The sequence below is a fragment of the Chryseobacterium sp. HNCC26DJ238 genome (assembly GCF_057180465.1).
In genome coordinates, this window is sequence record NZ_JBXUGI010000007.1 from 61,249 (window position 1) to 79,671 (window position 18,423).

18 protein-coding genes are annotated in these 18,423 nt (G+C 33.0%); 3 read left to right on the forward strand and 15 right to left on the reverse strand.

Annotation, left to right across the window (positions count from 1 at the left end):
* Positions 1-31: 31 nt before the first annotated feature.
* Positions 32-1,540, reverse strand: coding sequence for a glutamate--tRNA ligase (gene gltX / locus AC2A07_RS08295; RefSeq protein WP_484050011.1), 1,509 nt, complete (start codon positions 1,538-1,540; stop codon positions 32-34).
* A gap of 73 nt (positions 1,541-1,613) precedes the next feature.
* Positions 1,614-2,522, reverse strand: coding sequence for a glycosyltransferase (locus AC2A07_RS08300; protein ID WP_484050012.1), 909 nt, complete (start codon positions 2,520-2,522; stop codon positions 1,614-1,616).
* Between the two features lie 94 nt (positions 2,523-2,616).
* Between AC2A07_RS08300 and AC2A07_RS08305 the strand changes: the two genes are divergently transcribed.
* The 3 genes from AC2A07_RS08305 to AC2A07_RS08315 all read left to right on the forward strand — a co-directional run bounded on the left by AC2A07_RS08305 (position 2,617) and on the right by AC2A07_RS08315 (position 4,774).
* On the forward strand, positions 2,617-2,961 hold the full coding sequence (locus AC2A07_RS08305; RefSeq protein ID WP_484050013.1) for a phosphomannose isomerase type II C-terminal cupin domain: 345 nt from the start codon (positions 2,617-2,619) through the stop codon (positions 2,959-2,961).
* Between the two features lie 18 nt (positions 2,962-2,979).
* The gene (locus tag AC2A07_RS08310; protein WP_484050014.1) at positions 2,980-4,227 is read left to right on the forward strand and encodes a hypothetical protein; all 1,248 of its coding nucleotides are present in this window, start codon (positions 2,980-2,982) and stop codon (positions 4,225-4,227) included.
* Between the two features lie 310 nt (positions 4,228-4,537).
* A complete protein-coding gene (locus tag AC2A07_RS08315) occupies positions 4,538-4,774 on the forward strand; it encodes a hypothetical protein (RefSeq protein ID WP_484050015.1) in 237 nt (78 codons plus the stop codon).
* Positions 4,775-5,302: 528 nt separating this feature from the next.
* Here AC2A07_RS08315 and AC2A07_RS08320 read toward each other — a convergent pair.
* The 13 genes from AC2A07_RS08320 to pdxA form a co-directional block, all read right to left on the reverse strand.
* Complete coding sequence (locus AC2A07_RS08320; protein ID WP_484050016.1) at positions 5,303-6,115, reverse strand: DUF6492 family protein; 813 nt, start codon at positions 6,113-6,115, stop codon at positions 5,303-5,305.
* A 12-nt stretch (positions 6,116-6,127) separates the two neighbouring features.
* Positions 6,128-7,267, reverse strand: a complete 1,140-nt coding sequence (locus AC2A07_RS08325; protein ID WP_484050017.1) for a glycosyltransferase — start codon at positions 7,265-7,267, stop codon at positions 6,128-6,130.
* Positions 7,267-8,514, reverse strand: a complete 1,248-nt coding sequence (locus AC2A07_RS08330) for a glycosyltransferase family 4 protein (RefSeq protein ID WP_484050018.1) — start codon at positions 8,512-8,514, stop codon at positions 7,267-7,269. Before AC2A07_RS08330 ends, AC2A07_RS08325 begins: the two co-directional genes overlap by 1 nt.
* A 70-nt stretch (positions 8,515-8,584) precedes the next feature.
* On the reverse strand, positions 8,585-9,868 hold the full coding sequence (locus AC2A07_RS08335; protein ID WP_484050019.1) for a glycosyltransferase family 4 protein: 1,284 nt from the start codon (positions 9,866-9,868) through the stop codon (positions 8,585-8,587).
* Complete coding sequence (locus tag AC2A07_RS08340; protein ID WP_484050020.1) at positions 9,858-10,862, reverse strand: hypothetical protein; 1,005 nt, start codon at positions 10,860-10,862, stop codon at positions 9,858-9,860. The genes AC2A07_RS08335 and AC2A07_RS08340 overlap by 11 nt, the downstream gene beginning before the upstream one ends.
* Before the next feature lie 82 nt (positions 10,863-10,944).
* Entirely contained in the window at positions 10,945-11,901 is a 957-nt protein-coding gene (locus AC2A07_RS08345) for a WaaS/CpsH family glycosyltransferase (RefSeq protein WP_314495329.1), read from the reverse strand.
* 14 nt (positions 11,902-11,915) lie between these two features.
* Entirely contained in the window at positions 11,916-12,893 is a 978-nt protein-coding gene (locus AC2A07_RS08350) for a glycosyltransferase family 9 protein (RefSeq protein ID WP_484050021.1), read from the reverse strand.
* A 31-nt stretch (positions 12,894-12,924) separates the two neighbouring features.
* Positions 12,925-14,175, reverse strand: coding sequence for an ornithine--oxo-acid transaminase (gene rocD, locus AC2A07_RS08355; RefSeq protein WP_484050022.1), 1,251 nt, complete (start codon positions 14,173-14,175; stop codon positions 12,925-12,927).
* A gap of 230 nt (positions 14,176-14,405) precedes the next feature.
* The gene (gene accC, locus AC2A07_RS08360) at positions 14,406-15,761 is read right to left on the reverse strand and encodes an acetyl-CoA carboxylase biotin carboxylase subunit (RefSeq protein WP_484050023.1); all 1,356 of its coding nucleotides are present in this window, start codon (positions 15,759-15,761) and stop codon (positions 14,406-14,408) included.
* Positions 15,762-15,843: 82 nt separating this feature from the next.
* Positions 15,844-16,326 (reverse strand): acetyl-CoA carboxylase biotin carboxyl carrier protein, encoded by a 483-nt coding sequence (accB, locus tag AC2A07_RS08365; protein WP_484050024.1) that lies wholly within the window; start codon positions 16,324-16,326, stop codon positions 15,844-15,846.
* Between the two features lie 124 nt (positions 16,327-16,450).
* A complete protein-coding gene (gene rpmF / locus AC2A07_RS08370; protein ID WP_047445089.1) occupies positions 16,451-16,657 on the reverse strand; it encodes a 50S ribosomal protein L32 in 207 nt (68 codons plus the stop codon).
* Positions 16,658-16,725: 68 nt separating this feature from the next.
* Complete coding sequence (locus tag AC2A07_RS08375) at positions 16,726-17,244, reverse strand: YceD family protein (protein ID WP_314495341.1); 519 nt, start codon at positions 17,242-17,244, stop codon at positions 16,726-16,728.
* Positions 17,245-17,327: 83 nt separating this feature from the next.
* Entirely contained in the window at positions 17,328-18,419 is a 1,092-nt protein-coding gene (pdxA, locus tag AC2A07_RS08380) for a 4-hydroxythreonine-4-phosphate dehydrogenase PdxA (RefSeq protein ID WP_484050025.1), read from the reverse strand.
* Positions 18,420-18,423 lie beyond the last annotated feature (4 nt).

The following is an 18,423-nucleotide window of genomic DNA, read 5'->3' on the forward strand; positions in this document are numbered from 1 at the left end:
ATCTTTCAAATGTATGAAAAATTATGAAAATTTATTTAAAATTATTTACAGCATTGCTTATTCTTGCAATACTTTCTTCTTTTCCAACGAGTTCCAGAATATCAGGAACGTCAGGTCCTTTTAATTCTCCCACTAGAGCCAGACGCAATGGCATCATGACTTTTCCTATTCCAAGACCTTTATTCTCAGCAAAATCGTGTAAATTTTGCTTAATGCTTGCAGAAGTGAAATCATCCAATGACTTTAAACTTTCTGCAAATTCTGTTAAAAGGTTAGAAGTTTCAACATTCCATGCCTTTTTTGAAGCTTTTTCATCGTACGAAACCGGAGCTTCGAAAAAGAATCTTCCGTTTTCGTAAATGTCTTTCGGGAACGTTGCTCTTTCTTTCATCAAATGAATGATTTTCAGCAATTTTTCATCTTCAACAGATAGACTTAGATCTGAACTCTTTAGAAGTTCAAGCAATTCCGGGTCCGATTTCATTTGAATATACTGATGGTTAAACCACTCTGATTTTTCTTTACTGAATCTGGCACCGGCTTTATGAACTTTATACAAATCAAATTCTTTAATCATTTCATCTAAAGATAAAATCTCTTTATCGTCAGAAGGTGACCATCCTAACAGAGCAATCATATTAATGAATGCATCAGGAAGATAACCATTTTCACGGTATCCTTTAGAAATAATCCCGGTTTCAGGATCTTTAAAATCAAGTGGAAATACAGGGAATCCGAATTTATCTCCGTCTCTTTTGCTCAGTTTTCCTTTTCCTTCAGGTTTCAGAATCAATGAAAGATGTGCAAATTCAGGAGCTTCCCAACCCATTGCCTCATACAGTAAGATATGTAATCCTAAAGAGGGGAGCCATTCTTCGCCACGAATGACGTGAGAAATTTCCATTTCGTGATCATCGATGATATTGGCAAAGTGATACGTAGGCATTCCGTCATTTTTCACTAAAACTTTATCATCTAAAGTATTGGTATTCACTGCGGAATTTCCACGGATAATATCTACTAATCCCAAAGTTCTGTCAACAGGCATTTTGAATCTTACAACATATGGCGTTTTCGAATCCAAAAGTTTCTGTACCTCCTCTTCAGAAAGTGAAATGCTGTTTTTTAGACGGTTTCTTGAGATATTATTATAAGAGAAAACATCGCCTTTAGCTTCATATTCTGCACGGATGGTATCTAGTTCTTCAGCAGTGTCAAAAGCAATATATGCATAATTTGTTTTTAAGATCTGCTCTGTATACCGATCGTAGATGTCTCTTCTTTCGGATTGTCTGTAAGGAGCAAATTTTCCGCCTTTTTTAGGGCTTTCATCGGGAATAATTCCGCACCATTCAAGAGCTTCTTCAATATAATCTTCAGCACCTTCCACATATCTGGCAGTATCCGTATCTTCAATTCTCAATACAAATTCACCCCCCTTATTTTTAGCGAAAAGATAATCATATAATGCAGTTCTTACACCTCCCAAATGCAGAGGTCCTGTAGGACTTGGTGCAAAGCGGACTCTTACTTTATTCATTTCTTTGAAATTAAGGTGCAAATTTAAGCATTTCAAAAAAGGTTATAAGGAAAAGAGCTACTTTTTTAGAAAACTATTTGATATTTTTGAGCAGGATATAGTTTTTGTATTCTCCGATTCTTATTTTAAGCAAATCTTCCAGCGGCTGTACCAATTTATCTTTCTTATCCCAGACTGCCTGAGATTTATCGTGTTCAAAAACAAAATCATGATCGGCGATTGCCTGTGTCATTACTTTAGGGTGAGTTCCGGAGAATTTTCCAACTCTGTCAACTTTATGATAATTGTATTCCTCTTTCGGTGTTTCAACTAATTTTTCGTCCTTATGACCATAATAATACTCGAAATTGTTGGCTTTCAACATCATTTTCTTTTTGGATCTGACCGAATTATAATGATAGACAGGAACGTCCAACTTCAGGACTTTTAATTTTTCACCTTTTTCGCTGCCATTCAAATATCCTTCATTAGATTTAAACTTTCTAAAACCTTGCGAATCAATATAAGACCTTATTTCAGGATTATTTTTAAAAATTCTGATCTCATTTTTATGCACAGCGCGGCTATTTCTGATATGATTATAATCGCCCCAGAAATGGAGAAAAGGTTGTAAAAAACCTTCTACAATAGGGTTGTTGTGATGCTTTTTGATGTTTTCAAGGATTTTGAGCAAATCATTTTCATGGATTACTTCATCTGCCTGAATATGAAAAATCCAGTCTCCTGTAACGTGATCAAGCCCTATATTTGACTGTTGGGCAAAAATTTTACCATGCAGTTTAAGATTGTCATCCCAAATTGTATCTACAATTTTAATTTTTGGACTGTTCAAGTTTTCGATTGCTTCACGGGTGCCATCTGTAGAGTCACCCACTACAGCGATAAATTCATCACAAATAGGTAAAACAGACTGGATTGATTCCAGAAATGGAACACCATACTGAAAGCCATTTCTTACATATCCGTATCCGCTAATTTTCATAGTATTGATTTTACTGCAAAAATCCTGATTTTTTTTATATAATACCATATTTTAATCATTTAAGTTTTATTTTTGTACTTAAAGATTGAAGATCATGTTAGAAATTGGTGAAAGACCCTGGGGAAAGTATTATGTGTTAGCTGATGAACCTCATTATAAACTGAAAAGAATTGAGATAGATCCCGGTCAAAAGTTATCCTATCAATATCATCATAAAAGACAGGAGCAGTGGACTGTCATTGAAGGAGATGCTACAGTTGTTTTAAATGGTGATGAAATCAAATTGTCTTATGGAGAAAGTATCTCTATTCCACTTGGAGAAAAACACCGCATGATGAATCTGTCAAATAAACCGGTAGTTTTTATTGAAGTACAGACCGGAACCTATTTTGGAGAGGATGATATCGTAAGATTGGAGGATGAATATGATCGAGCTTAAAATAATATACAAATTAAAATGACTCGCCACGTCAATAGACTTAAGTTTTTAATTCTTTTTTCTATAATTTTTGTAAATTCCTGTTCTCAGCAGGAAGAAGGTTTGTTTGCTGAAAATGTCCCAACTGTATCCGACAATAACACAGAATACGGAGGGCCATTAAATTACCTCATAGATATTGGAACGATCAATATTAACGTAATAGCCAACGGAAATTATTCAGGAATGAATAATGTTTCCTTTATAAAGGATATTAGTAATCCTAATTTTTCATACTGTCATCCTGATGTACAATATTTTCCCAATAGCTTTAACGGATATAAGTATTGGATGGTTTTTACACCTTTTTTTGGAAAGATTGGAAATATTCGTGAATCTGAAAGATATGAAAATCCAACTATTGTTGTATCTAATGATGGAATAAACTGGAGTAGTCCAAATGGTCTTACAGGCCCACTGCAGAGAACTCCTTCAATGAATGAAGGTTTTGCCGAAAATAGGGATTCTCCTAAATATACTTTTTGGTCTGATGTTGATTGGACGTTTGAACATGGTAAGTTTACATTATATTATAGAGGCAGTTTCATAAAAGCCACTGCCTTGAAGGAGAGAGGTGCTAAAAATCTAAATAATTTTAAAAAATTATTGCATAATGCTCAGCGAACTATAGTTAGGCAGACTTCTACGGATGGTGTATCCTGGTCTAGTTTAGAAGCAGTTTATACTAGCAGTCCTCCTTATTCTCCGAAAAATAATCATCTTCTTTCACCCAGTATTGTTTATAATGGACAACGATATGTGAGTTTTGAGGTTGAAAATAATATTAGTCCAAATTTCCCTGGAAATGATCCGTCATATATTATTAGAAGAACGTCTTACAATGGACTGGATTTTTCTAATTTTAAACAAAGTAAGGTAATTAATTTCATTAATAAACCTTGGGTTGAAGTAAATCCCGAATATGCTCCCTGGCATATACAAGCCACTTATGTTGATGGCTATTATTTTTTATGCATTGCTGCAGGTGAAGTAAAAAAATGCACCTCAGACAGTCTCTATCTTGCATTCTCTAAAGATGGGCTTAATTTTAAAGTATTATCTAAGCCATTTGTTGAACACAATGCATATAGATCATGTATCTTTCCAATGAAAATAAATAATGAAACCATTGATTTTGGAGCAGTTTTTGCGTACAAATCTGGCGTTTTTAAATATAGCGAATTCCAGTTAGAAAAGGGAAAACTGGAGGCATGCCTTTCTAAATGATTTATATGGATGATAAAAAGAATATGTCTGTATTTGTTAAATCTTATGTATATGTTTAGAGAAATTTTTACTTGAAAATATAGTATTAAAGTTTTTTTTATAAACGTATTCTTCATAATTAAATTAGAGATTTAGGCTTAGATGTTGTGGAAAAAATTTTTATACAGAAAAATCATATCATATTCCAATCAAATTACAGTGTGTAAAAATTGTACTCATCAATGGTCAGGTTTCGGTCATAGTACATTACTGTCAAAAGGATTAAGATTAAATTAACTAAAAATCTGTACGACAGCTAAAACAATTGTCCATGCGATTGATAAAAGAGTTTACACGCAATTTCAATGAAAAACAGTATGCATTTTATCAATCTGCGATAAATTTATACACTAAACCTGTAAACCAAAAACCAGCAGATAAAGACAGAATTTATAACATCCACAAGCTTTTTAACCGATGTGTTGCCAAAGGGAAAGCGCATATGCAGTATGAGTTTGGAAAAGTTGGGCTGGTAACCACAGCCAACGAAAAAAAAATCATTCTCTGAATTAAATCATTTTTACAAACTCCTTACGACGGTCAAACCATCGAATCACTTTTAGAACGAGTGAAAACGAGCGGTCAAAAACTCGTCTACGAAAGAGGAGGGAGAGTAAACTAGGAAATAAAAGGAGTGAAAATCTCTATTTCAAACTCTCCACATAAGACAGATACTGCTTATCAAAAGCAAATAAAGCGTAAAAAATTCAGAACCAGATCCGTAATAGAGCCTGTCATCGGACATTAAAAACCGATTTCAGGCTGGCTAAAAATTACTTCATGGGAGAAGAAGAACAAATCAATGCATTCTTATCAGCAACCGCTTGGAACATGAAGAAAATGATGAAAATATTGAAACATAAATTAATTTTCTATTCTTATTAAATTCAAATTTTCATGTCTTGCAATGCTATTTTTAAAAATCAATTAGAAAGACGATTTTATCAAGGAACTACTAATTATCATTTCACGACTATTATTTTTGACGAATTTTTTATTTCAATTAAAGATAAATTAATGATTAGCCAGATAGTTATCAGAAAAAAATATATTTCTTCTTTTTTTTAAGCCAATTACTTTGGAAAATTATTCCTAAATAAACTTTTTTCAGTTTATCAATATTGTGAAGCTTTTTTTCTAAAATATACTGTTCTTTGTAGTGGTACACTTTGAAAAAATTTTCTATTGGGTAAATATCAATTAATCTTGTTTTCACTAGGTATTCTCCATATATTACACATTCTGAAGGTGATGTGATTTTATCGATGTCATTAAAAAACTCTTCAAAAGTTTTATTTTTCTGCTTTAAATATACTTCGATAAAATGTTTCCAGACAGTGCAGCTCCAAAGATATGGAGAAGGGCCGTAGTCCCATTCCTTTCCTTTATTTCCAAAAAAAGGGCGTGTTGATCTTAAAGCTTCTTTAAAAAAGATATTTTCAGAGTCCCTGCCAATATTTTCCATAGTTTCTAGAAACGCCTTTGATTCATGCATTATAGTATAAGGAGTGTCTTCATCATATAGAAAATCAGAATAGTAGAAATCACGAATAAATTCTGAATCAGAATCTAGACATAAATAATTTTTACAAATGTTTAATTTATATACATTAGCTTTTATTATTTGTTGATATCTCCATCCGTCTTTGATTTCTGAAAAAATAATCTCTGAATCTTTGATAATATGATAATCTTTGAAATTTTCCGTAAAGAAGATGAAATCTATATCGTTAACAGATATAAGGACTGGAATTTTTTCTTTGTTATGCTTTTCTATTGATGCAATAAGATTTTTCACCCTATCAAAATCAGGTCTGTATGTCTTTATAAATAGAATGAGGGATTTCATTTATGATTGGTGTTATATTGTTAATATTTCCCGCCAGAGTTCTACTGCTTTCTCCTCAGAAAAATTAAGTTTAAAATATTCTTCGGCTTGTTTTTTTGTATCATGATAATAAGATACATCTTGTAACAAAGATATTATTTCATTTTTAAAAATTTCAGGATTGTTATCTATTAAACAGCCATTATTTACTTTAGATGAAAAACCGTCAACTGCCCGTTCTGTTCCCACTACAGGGAGTCCGTACGACAGAGCCTCTATCACTTTTATTTTTATGCCTGTCCCTTCAAGCATTGGGCAAATCGCTACCTTCGACTGTCTGTAATATTCTTCTAAACTCTCTGCAAACATTACTAACTTTACGTTCTTTTTCTTCTCTATATGTTTGCAAATTCTACCAATAATTACAATGTTAATGCTTTCTGGTAATAAAGGATATACTTTCTCAAAAAACCATCGCATTGATTTTATATTAAATACATTGTCTGAACCTACAAAAATAAGATCATATTTTTTTTTGTCTGCATCAGAAGAAAAATTAATTGTGAAAGTAGGAGGAATATTGATAACCTTTTCACCTAAAAATCCTTTAAAGATAAAATGTTCATCATTGGAAATGGTTATTACTTTGTCAAATTTTGCCAGATTGTTAATTTCCTCTTCAAAACGTTCACCTATTTTTAGTGATGGATTTTTGAAAAACTCATTCAAAGTAATCCAATCGTGAGTATCAATTATTTTTACAGGATTGTTTGGTAATTCACAGTCCACAAGATCTGTCCAAAATTCATAGTTAATAATAACAAAATCGTAATTTTTAGCTCTAAATAATTTTTTGAAACCGTCTTTAATGTAAGTTGACAGTAAATGATTTGATTTGTTTTTACTATTTAAGCTGAAAAATTTATATCTCCAATACTCTACGGATGCAATTTTTTTTATAGGTCTTCTTACAAGCAAAAATAAATAGTCAATTATGTTTTTATCAAAATCAGTATTGTCTCCCATTCCATTATAGATGTCTTCGATACCTGCCAAATCAATTTCATAGCCAAGCCTTTTTAAAATTTGAAGATTGGTTTTGGCCCTTGTAGTATTTCCAGCTCTGTTAGAAAAGGGATTTTCTGGAAAAAAAAATAAAATTTTTTTTGGCATTATAAAGATTTTATGGCTGAATTGAATTTGTTGATAATTGTATTCCAAGAGTAATTTTTCAAAACATAATTTTTTGCTTTGGTACCTTCTAAAATTAAATTATCTTGTGTTTGTTGCAGATAAAAAATAAGAGATTGAGAAAATTCTGTACTACTAATGAAACTTTTTCCTGTTTCACTTTTTTCAACGTGAGCACATAAAACTTCACAGTTTTTATTTACAATGACAGGGATTTCCAATAACATTGATTCCAATGTTATTAAGGAAAGACTTTCGTAAAATGAGGGCATTATAAGCGCAGCCGCATTGATTAGCAAAGTATTTTTCAAGGTTTGATCTACAAATCCGGTAAAAATAATATCTTCTCCTTCGATAATTTTTTCTGAGAGAGAATTTTTACCCACTAATACTAATTTTATATCTTTATATTCTGGATGTGATATCTTAAAATTCTTAAAATAGTCAATCATCATGACGCAACCTTTAGCCTCAACAATTCGACCTACATAAATGAAATATTTTTTAGAAGAAAGATATCGTGGAAGTTCAGTTATTGATATCTCATAGTCGTCAAATCCAATTCCTGCGATTTCTGATTTTATTTTTTTTGTTTGTGGATACACTTTTTCTACAATATCTTTTTCAGTTTGTGTATTATACATTAAGAATTTTGGAGAAGAAAATAATTGAGAATAACCGTCAAGATAGAATTGAGGTTCATCATGTGCTGTCGGAATTAAAATACTTTTTTCAGAAACTTCTTTAATTCCTATGTTGGTAGGATAGTATAAATAAGTGAAGAAAATAAAAGCTGTATAATTATCTTTTTTTTCTTTTATATAATTAACAAGATCAGTAGAGAATGGACCTTGTACTTCCAGCCACTCATTAAAGTTAAATGAATTTTTACTGTATTTTGCTCTTTTATAAAGTAGATAAGGGAAATTTAGAATACTTAAATTTCGATTATTGTATTTAAATTGGTTGCGGATTATTTTACTAAGCTGATTAAATCTGTTTAAATTTTTTTTTAAAGTTTTGAATCTTCGAACTTTGATATTATTGATAATTTCAATCCCGTCAGGATAATAATTATTCCAAAATTCATATTCTATTGCACAGGTAGTGATAATTTCAACATCATAGATCAGTGATAATTTTTCAGCAAGCATTCTCGCATGAAGTTCGGCTCCTCCATTGATCTCTAAGCCATATCTTTGGACAACGATAGCAATTTTGTCTTTCATGAAAATCAGAATTTTATTCTAAGATAATTTATTTATGATAAAGTTTCAGATCACTAATATAGAAATGTAATTAATCCCGACCTTTTATTTTTTTTAAAATTTCATTTATTTTTTTTCTTGCTTTGTTATAAAATCCTTTTTCTAAATATTTTACTCTTTTTTGTAAAATCTTATTATCGCTTTCTAATTTTAATAAATGATTTTTTATTTCGTAATCTCCTCTGTCAATTAAGATTGTGTTTTCAATAATATCCAGTCTTTTTTTCATTTTGGTTCCAATTGCCTCCAGAGAGAAATAAGTATGAATGTCTTTTTTTGCTCTGTTTCCTATTTCGGAAGCGTAATTTTGATTCTCAAATACAAATTTCATCTGTTCTGCAGCATGATCTGTATCTGGCTCTGACCAATAATTGTTTTTTGGTAATACGCTCAAGTCGTAGTCATGCTTAATCATTTTGTATTTCACCAAAAAAGAATTATTAACATTCATAAAATCCAGATTTCCGGAATATCCCGTTGCAATCACTGGTTTCCCCAATGCCATGGCTTCTGCCATTGTCAGCCCAAAACCTTCCGAACGGTGCAAAGAAATATAACAGTCTGCAAAGTCCATCAAGGCAAGCAAATCATTTCTTCTTAGCATTTCTTCTTTATAAATAATGCTTTGATTATTGCCAATTCTTGTCATCACCTTTCTTTTAGCTTTAGAAAGATGATTTCCGGGAATTGAAGTTTTGAGGATAAGTTTTACTTTTTCGTTATCTGTGCCAAAAGCTTTTTCGTAAGCATCAATTAAAGCGAGTGTATTTTTACGCTCAATAAGGCTGTTGTAATCAAAAATAAAAAGGAAGTGATAATATTCTGATGAAAGACCAGTTTCAAAATTTTTGGTAATGTCATCTTTATTAATATTAATGGCGTGAGGAATATTGACAACAGGAATGTTTGATTTTAAAGATATAGAATCGAGACAATATTTAGAACATGTCCAAATTTCGTCATAATACTTAAAATATTCTGTATACTCATCCGGGAATTCTTCCATTTCCCAAGCCCAGTAACCGATATTATATTTGTTTTCAAAAAACTCAGAAGATTTTTCGTTAAAGAAACTGTAGATAGTATCCATATTTATATGAACAATATTCACAGGGTAGTCATTCGCATTGTCATCGAAATTTACAGAATTTTCATTCAGCCTATGACTAAGATGCATATTAAAATTAATTGGCTTTGCAGGAATTCCCACTTTTTCTAAGGCTTTCAGATTATTGCGGATCGCTTCACCAAATCCAATCTCAGCATTAAAAAAGCCGGACATATTCACACCAAATGTCTTATTATTAATTTTCATAAATATCTTTTCTAAAAATTTCTTTTAATTTGTTGCTAAATATGGCTTCCTCATTCAAAACCAAATTTTTGTAGGTCTTAAAATTAAGAACATGTAGAGAATAGTTGTCAAAAATACATTGTATCTTATTCAGAATAGACGGAATTTTTTCTGTACTGAAATCAAATTTATATTCATCAGGAATCATCAGATCTTCATAATAAGCGGAAGAACCATTTTTACCGGAAATGATACAGCAATCCTGGGACACAGACTCGCGAAGCATTTTGTCGCGTCCCGGATTTTCTCCGAAATCTACGTATAAAAGTGATTTTGCCATCAAATCTTTTATTTGATCTGCATTCATATTTTGTATAGGAGTCCACTTCAAATCAGAAGAATTTTTAATTAATTCTGCAATCTCTCTTTTTCCTTTTTTGGGATTGTAAAGTATCGTTTTATTAGAAAGATCTTTATTGATAGTTTGATTTTTTTCTAAAAATATCGGATTGATATAATCACAAACATAATCAATCTTGCTTTCCGGAACATTGTGATCTTTCAGATAAACGCTTGATCTGTAGGATTGTGCCCATTGAAAAACATTCGGAAGATTCTCAAAATGATATTCTTTATCGTCTTGTTTATAAAATAATTTTGTGAAAAAACTCTGTTTTCTGATTCTGTAATCCATCAGGATTTTGTAGAAATCAACACTTAACCACCAAATTATTTTTTGACTTTTAGGATATTTTTTAATTAAAAAGGTCATTGACTCCGGAATAATGAGTATGTTTTCTAAAGTGTCTTCAAACGTATTGATTTCCTTAGTTTTATAAATATCATAGTTTTTCGCTTTTGCATTTGCTCTTTGAGGAACATAATGCATAAAAACGTTGTCGTAATTTAATTCATACAACTTATTAGAAAGCTGATGCAATGCTTCCGGACCACCAGTAACTTTTCTCGGAGGACAGAATATGATGATTTTAGAAGCGCTTTTGTAAGAAATCATAAAGAAAATCAATTAAATAATTTGGAGTATCACAAGAATTTACGCCTGTTTTGAAACTATTAATTTGCAAAATTACGACATATTACTCAATCAATTCGTCAACCCAGTTTTCAATGAGGTATTTTTTGAGTATTTCTTCAGGTATTTTCGCATAATCTGTTTCAAAAAATGAATTGGGGATAGAGAGGTTTTCTACATTTTCAATGACATGGATGTTGACGGGATTATAAAAATCATAATTGACAATATCCGTATTTGTAGTAATTAATTTTTTTTGAAGACCTAGACTTTCAAAAACCCTGAAACTTAAACCCTGCTGTTTGCTTCTGTGTACATCCAGCATAATCTCCGATTCTGCCAAAAGTGCGTTGTTTTCAGCAATGGAAAGAGTCGTCTTTGAAAATTCCAGATAAGGATCATCTTTTTTCTTTGAAGTGAAAATGATAATTTTATAGTTAATATTCAGCTCATGAAGATACTTTGCTATCTTTTGAAACACAGGAAATCTGTTGTCCAGAGAGCTGATATTGAAAACTTTATATTTAAATTCCGCAGTACTGTTTTCTGCGTATTTATAGATGAAATTGGTTTTAAATATTAAATTGTATTTCTCACAGTCTTTTTTCTCAAAAGAAAATACTTGATCAAATAAGGATAATATATTTTTTGTTTTTGGATAACGGTTGATCGAATCGCTGATAATCAAGACAGACTTTTCTGATTTTTTATTAATAGCTTCAATAGTTTTCGGAGAAAGGAAATCAGCCTTGATATAAATGGAAATGTCAATTTTCTGAAAATCTTCTAGTTCTTTCAGAATGACATCGTTATAGTGAATATGTTTTAAATTTAAAAGACCTGTATTTTTAGTGAAGAAATTAAGCGTCTTATAGCCAATATTCGGGTAAGTATATCTGAAATGGTGAAAATTAATATGTTTTACTTCATACCCTTTTACCTCCAGTGCATCAGCAATATATTGATTAAAACCCCAGTTGTCATAGGTGATCAGTAAAATCGTTTTTTTGTGTTTATTCATTTTTGCGTTACAAATTATTTTAGTGCCTGATTCAAGAATTCTTTCAATTGATCTGAAAATAATTCAGGTTTGAAATCTGAATAGTCTGTTGATTCAGGAATAAAATCGTGTAAATGCAAAAATCTGTCCATTTTAGGATTGTTTGTCCATGCCCAGCCCTTTCGTTCGATATGGGGAGCAAAGATTGTAAAAGTTGGGATGTTTAATGATTTACTGAGATTTGTAGCACCGCCTTCATTTCCAATCAAGCATTTACAGAGACTGGTAACAGCAGCAAATTCACGAAGGTTTTTGGTGTCAAAGTTTTCTGCTATTGCTTTACGCGTTATAGGTGAAACCTTATTGAGTATTTGTAAAAAAAGCTCTTTTTGAAAGGGTAGGTAATTGCACAGGATTTTTGAATTTGATTTAGATTCTACAATTTTATCCAATATTTTCACCATATATTCTGATGGGTAGGTTTTTTCATTCGTACTTCCAAAAGTACTGATCATGATTAAACGGTCATCTGATTTCAGCCCATTTTGAGCCAGAATATTTTTTGCAGCTTCAAGTTCCTCCTCAGTAATATAAGTTTTAGGAAAAACTTCCTCAAACTCAATGCCTAAAGGTTCCAACAATTGAAGACGATGTTCAATACCTAATGTAGTATTCTCAGATAATGCGTTATCTCTTCTTTTTACAGGATGGGTGTAGAAAAACCTGGTATATTTTTTAAAAAAACCAAGACGTTTCTCTGCGCCCGAAAAAAGGGACAGCAATCCGGTGTCAATCTTGGAATACAGATCAATAACGATATCAAAATGATGATGTTTTATCTTCATCATCATTTTCATAAAATTTTGATCATCCCAATAGAGAAGATGATCCACATAAGGGTTTCCGTACAGGATTTGTTGATGTTTTTCCTCAAGAAGAAAACTTATTTCAGCATCAGGAAACTTATTTTTCAGTAGGGGTAAAATGGTGGAACTCACCAATATATCGCCCATGAATTTTTTTTGAATGATCAGAATTTTTATTTTAGCTCCCAAATTCCAAAACAGTTTTCTCGATTATTTTTACGCAGTCCAGTAACTGCTCTTCTGTAATAACTAAAGGCGGTGCCAATCTGATAATATTCCCATGGGTAGGTTTTGCAAGCAATCCGTTTTCTTTTAATTGTAAACAAAGATTCCATGCTGTTGAACTTTCAGGTGTATCGTTGATCAAAATTGCGTTTAGCAATCCTTTTCCTCTTACTTTTGTGATCAAATCAGATTTTTCGATCAGTTTTTCAATTTCAGATCTGAAAAGCTGACCCAATTCTTCTGCTCGTTCAGATAATTTTTCATCCTCTACAACATCCAAAGCTGCAATTGCAACTGCACATGCAATCGGATTTCCACCAAAAGTAGAACCGTGTTGTCCCGGTTTGATCACGTTCATGATCTCATCATTTGCCAAAACTGCTGAAACGGGATACATTCCGCCGGAAATAGCTTTTCCTAAAATTAAAATATCAGGTTGAACGTTTTCGTGATGACAGGCAATTAATCTTCCTGTTCTTGCAATTCCTGTCTGTACTTCGTCTGCAATAAAAAGAACGTTGTGCTTTTTGCAAAGTTCAAAAGCATTTTTAAGGAAATTTTCGTCCGGAACGTAAACACCGGCTTCACCTTGAATCGGTTCAACTAAAAATGCTGCAATGTTTTGAGCATCATTTTTTAAAACTTCTTCTAAAGCTGCAAGATCGTTATATGGAATTTTTACAAATCCCGGAGTAAAAGGTCCATAGTTTTTATTGGCATCCGGATCGTTCGAGAAAGAGACGATTGTTGTTGTTCTTCCATGAAAGTTATTTTCACAAACTACAATTTTTGCTGAATTTTCTGAAATTCCTTTCACTTCATAACTCCATTTTCTGGCTAATTTAACTGCCGTTTCCACAGCTTCTGCTCCGGAATTCATCGGCAGAACTTTGTCAAAACCGAAAAGAGTGGTGATTTTTTTCTCGTACTCTCCTAAACTTGAATTATAAAATGCTCTTGAAGTCAATGCTAATTTTTTAGCCTGATCCACTAGCGCTTCCACGATTTTAGGATGTGAATGTCCCTGATTTACTGCTGAGTAAGCCGATAGGAAGTCGTAATATTTTTTTCCTTCAACATCCCATACAAAAACACCTTCACCCTTGTCTAAGACCACAGGAAGCGGATGATAATTATGCGCGCCGTGTTTTTCTTCGAGTTCGATGAAATATTGTGAATTTTTTGTTTGTTCTGCTGTTGACATATTGTTTCCTTTTTTACAAAGTTAGGAATTATAAATGAAATCGATCAACAGTAGTATGATCCTGAAAAAAAGTATGATTTAGAAGTCTTTTAAAGATAAACAACAAGATCTTAGTGGAATTTTATACTCAAATCATAAGCTGTAGTTTTTATATCTGTTTATCAGTAATTTTCTGAATTAAAAAAAACCGTCTCATTTGAGACGGTTTAAAATATTTTTAAAAAATAATCTTAGTGATTGTCATATTTTCTATCCATTACAAAACTTTCCATGAATTTTGTAGTGTAGTTTCCTGAAAGATAATCTTCATCTTCCATCAATTGTCTGTGGAAAGGAATAGTAGTCTTTACACCTTCAACATAAAATTCTTCCAAAGCACGTTTCATTTTTGCAATCGCTTCTTCACGGGTTTGTGCTGTTGTGATCAGTTTTGCAATCATAGAATCATAGTTGGAAGGAATAGTATATCCTGAATAAACGTGGGTGTCAACTCTGATCCCGTGTCCGCCGGGAATGTTTAATCCGGTGATTTTCCCCGGAGAAGGTCTGAAATCAGCATAAGGGTCTTCAGCGTTAATTCTGCATTCGATAGAATGTAATTTTGGATAGTGATTGATTCCTGAAATAGGAGTACCTGCAGCCAAAAGAATTTGCTCTCTGATCAAATCATAATCAATCACCTGTTCGGTAATAGGGTGTTCTACCTGAATTCTTGTGTTCATTTCCATGAAATAGAAATTTCTGTGTTTGTCTACTAAGAATTCTATAGTTCCCACACCTTCATAACCGATGAATTCTGCCGCTTTTACAGCAGCTTCACCCATTTTCTCACGAAGTTCGTCAGTCATGAATGGAGAAGGGGTCTCTTCAGTCAGTTTCTGGTTTCTTCTCTGTACGGAACAATCTCTTTCAGAAAGATGACAGGCTTTCCCAAATTGGTCTCCTGCTACCTGAATCTCAATATGTCTTGGCTCTTCAATCAGTTTTTCCATGTACATACCTCCGTTTCCAAAGGCTGCTACAGCTTCCTGAATGGCAGATTCCCAGTGTTCTTTAAGGTCTTCAGCTTTCCATACCGCCCTCATTCCTTTACCACCACCACCGGCAGTAGCTTTGATCATTACAGGATATCCTGTTTCTTCTGCTGTTTTTACTGCGTGCTCGTAAGATTCAATTAAGCCCTCAGAACCCGGTACACAAGGTACATTGGCTGCTTTCATGGTCGCTTTGGCATTTGCCTTATCTCCCATTTTCTCAATTTGTTCAGGGCTTGCACCGATAAATTTAATTCCGTTTTTCTCACAAATTCTTGAGAAATTTGCGTTTTCAGATAAGAACCCGTAACCAGGATGAATTGCATCTGCATTAGTAATTTCTGCAGCAGCAATAATGTTTGGGATCTTCAGATATGAGTCCTTACTCATTGCAGGACCAATGCAGACCGCTTCATCAGCAAATCTTACATGCAGACTGTCTTTGTCGGCTGTAGAATAGACCGCAACAGTTTTGATTCCCATTTCTTTACAAGTACGTAAAATACGCATTGCAATTTCGCCACGGTTGGCAATTAATATTTTTTTAAACATCTTAATTTGATTTGAAATTTGAAATTTTGAAATTTGAAATTGATTTTTTCTTCAATTATCAATCATCATTAATCAATTATAATTAAGATGGGTCTACTAAGAACAATGGTTGGTCGTATTCTACAGGAGTAGCATCGTCAACTAAAATTTTAACGATTTTACCGCTTACTTCAGATTCAATTTGGTTGAATAACTTCATCGCCTCGATTACACAAACTACTTTCCCATTAGAAACCTCATCACCTACATTGATGAAAACTTCTTTATCTGGAGAAGGTTTTCTGTAGAAGGTTCCAATCATTGGAGATTTAATCGTTACATACTTACTGTCTTCAGAAGCCACTTCGATTTTTTCAGGAGATGAAGAAACTGCAGCAGGTGCGTGACCCGGAGCTGCTTGCTGAGGAGCCTGCTGATACATTGCAGGTTGGGAGACGTAGCTTACCTCGTTTCCTCCAAGTGGTGTTTTAATAGTAATTTCGAAATCTTTCGTTTTATATTTTACTTCTGAAACTTCAGCTTTAGATACAAACTTTATAAGATTTTGGATGTCTTTAATGTCCATAAAATTGATATTTGATTTGGCGTCAAAGATACCAAAAAAAGACAAAAAGCAATAAAAAACCACTCATTTTTATTAAAAATGAGTGGTTTTTGTATTAAATAGAGGTTTTTAAGATAAAAAGCTCTTAATTTTCTTCTGTAGTTGTTTCTACTGTTTTTTCCAATACTACTTTACCTCTGTAGTATAATTTTCCTTCATGCCAGTGCGCTCTGTGATATAAATGCATTTCTCCTGTAGTTGCATCTTTTGCCAATTGAGGAACTACTGCTTTGTAATGAGTTCTTCTCTTATCTCTTCTTGTAGACGACTGTCTTCTCTTTGGATGTGCCATTTTGTAATAACTTTTTTAATTTGATGAGCGATGAGATCTTTGCATCATCTCATCAATTATTATTATTTTTAATTTTTATCTTTTAATTTCTTCAAAGCTTCCCATCTCGGGTCAACTTCCTGCTCTTCCTCAATTTCTTTCGGACTGAATTTTTCAAGGATTGCCAAATCTTCATCACTGATATTTGGTGATATTTTTTTCATAGGTATTGATAGTGCCACATTTTCATAAATCAAATGAGCTACGTTGAAGGCATGATCACCAGAAGGAATCGTAATTACATCTTCTTCGCTGTCATCATACTCTTCTCCGAATTTTACTAAAATACCGATCTGGTTTTCAATGGGGTGATCAAAATTTTCGTTTGTGATATCACAAACCAACTCTACCGTTCCATTTACTTTTACTTCAAATTCTAAAAATGTAGTGTGTTTCTGTAAAAATACTTCTACATCGATTTTAGGATTTGTAAATTCCTGTTCAGTGTCGAATAATTGAAAGAACTCTTTATCTGTCTCAAACCTGAACTCGTGCTTACCGATTTTCAGTCCGGAAAAGCTTATATCGTAGTTTCTTAACTTGTCCATAAAATGAGTGTGCAAAAATATGCATTTATTTTAATATTACAAATAAAATAGGTAACAAAATTAATTTTAATTGAATTGATGATTTATATTTCACTTTCTACAGGAAGATCTTCGTCAATTCCATTGTCTGAAGGCATTCTTCTTGGCTGAAGCCTGTTACTCATCATCTCTTGATAATCACTTCTGTTCTTAAAAATTTTAATCGCCGTAAAAATTGCTTCCATAAAACTCTGCTCGTCAGCAATGTTTTTTCCTGCAATATCGTAGGCGACGCCGTGATCCGGCGATGTTCTGATAAAAGGAAGTCCTGCTGTGTAGTTTACCCCTTCTTCGTATGCCAGAGTTTTAAAAGGTGCCAGACCCTGATCGTGGTACATGGCTAAAACCGCATCAAAACTTTGGTATTTGCTGGGCTGGAAAAAACTGTCTGCCGGGAATGGTCCGAAAGCCAGGATTCCCTGGTCCGAAAGTTCCTTAATTGCCGGTGAAATGATTTCGATCTCTTCATTTCCGATCACACCACCATCTCCTGAATGAGGATTTAATCCTAAAACTGCAATTTTGGGTTTTGAGATTGAAAAATCTTCAATCAGTGTCTGGTTCAGTACTCTGATCTGTTTCTTTATTTTTTCTTTGGAAATATTTTCTGCAACCTGGGAAATCGGAATATGATGGGTAGAAACAGCTACTTTCAGGCCTTCAGTTACTAAGAACATCAATCCTTTTTTGTTAAATTTTTCTTCAAAGTAGCCGGTGTGTCCAGCATGCTTAAAGCCCATCTTTACCATTTCGTCTTTGTTGATCGGAGCAGTGACCAATACGTCAATCTCTCCTTTCGTCAGGGCCTCAGTGGCCGCTTCTAAGGAGTCAATTGCCATTTTTGTAGATTCTTCAGAGGGTTTGCCCAATTCCACTGTTGAATTGTCTTTCACCAGATTTAGCATATTCAGCTTTCCGTTCTGTGCCTGCGATGTTTCTGTTATGTAATTGAAATTCAGATTCAGTTTGAATATATTCTTCTGATACGTAAACAGTTTTCCTGAGCCGAAAATGATAGGGGTGAAAAAGTCTGTGATGGTTTTGTCTTTCAGAGATTTCATAATGATTTCAGGGCCGATGCCGTTGAAGTCACCAATTGAAATTCCTACTCGTACTTTATGGTTTTTTGGGCTCATTTTG

Coding starts and splice junctions, on each gene's coding strand:
- gltX (WP_484050011.1), bottom strand. CDS start 1,540: ATGAATAAAGTAAGAGTCCGCTTTGCACCAAGTCCTACAGGACCTCTG.
- AC2A07_RS08300 (WP_484050012.1), bottom strand. CDS start 2,522: ATGAAAATTAGCGGATACGGATATGTAAGAAATGGCTTTCAGTATGGT.
- AC2A07_RS08305 (WP_484050013.1), top strand. CDS start 2,617: ATGTTAGAAATTGGTGAAAGACCCTGGGGAAAGTATTATGTGTTAGCT.
- AC2A07_RS08310 (WP_484050014.1), top strand. CDS start 2,980: ATGACTCGCCACGTCAATAGACTTAAGTTTTTAATTCTTTTTTCTATA.
- AC2A07_RS08315 (WP_484050015.1), top strand. CDS start 4,538: ATGCGATTGATAAAAGAGTTTACACGCAATTTCAATGAAAAACAGTAT.
- AC2A07_RS08320 (WP_484050016.1), bottom strand. CDS start 6,115: ATGAAATCCCTCATTCTATTTATAAAGACATACAGACCTGATTTTGAT.
- AC2A07_RS08325 (WP_484050017.1), bottom strand. CDS start 7,267: ATGCCAAAAAAAATTTTATTTTTTTTTCCAGAAAATCCCTTTTCTAAC.
- AC2A07_RS08330 (WP_484050018.1), bottom strand. CDS start 8,514: ATGAAAGACAAAATTGCTATCGTTGTCCAAAGATATGGCTTAGAGATC.
- AC2A07_RS08335 (WP_484050019.1), bottom strand. CDS start 9,868: ATGAAAATTAATAATAAGACATTTGGTGTGAATATGTCCGGCTTTTTT.
- AC2A07_RS08340 (WP_484050020.1), bottom strand. CDS start 10,862: ATGATTTCTTACAAAAGCGCTTCTAAAATCATCATATTCTGTCCTCCG.
- AC2A07_RS08345 (WP_314495329.1), bottom strand. CDS start 11,901: ATGAATAAACACAAAAAAACGATTTTACTGATCACCTATGACAACTGG.
- AC2A07_RS08350 (WP_484050021.1), bottom strand. CDS start 12,893: ATGGGCGATATATTGGTGAGTTCCACCATTTTACCCCTACTGAAAAAT.
- rocD (WP_484050022.1), bottom strand. CDS start 14,175: ATGTCAACAGCAGAACAAACAAAAAATTCACAATATTTCATCGAACTC.
- accC (WP_484050023.1), bottom strand. CDS start 15,761: ATGTTTAAAAAAATATTAATTGCCAACCGTGGCGAAATTGCAATGCGT.
- accB (WP_484050024.1), bottom strand. CDS start 16,326: ATGGACATTAAAGACATCCAAAATCTTATAAAGTTTGTATCTAAAGCT.
- rpmF (WP_047445089.1), bottom strand. CDS start 16,657: ATGGCACATCCAAAGAGAAGACAGTCGTCTACAAGAAGAGATAAGAGA.
- AC2A07_RS08375 (WP_314495341.1), bottom strand. CDS start 17,244: ATGGACAAGTTAAGAAACTACGATATAAGCTTTTCCGGACTGAAAATC.
- pdxA (WP_484050025.1), bottom strand. CDS start 18,419: ATGAGCCCAAAAAACCATAAAGTACGAGTAGGAATTTCAATTGGTGAC.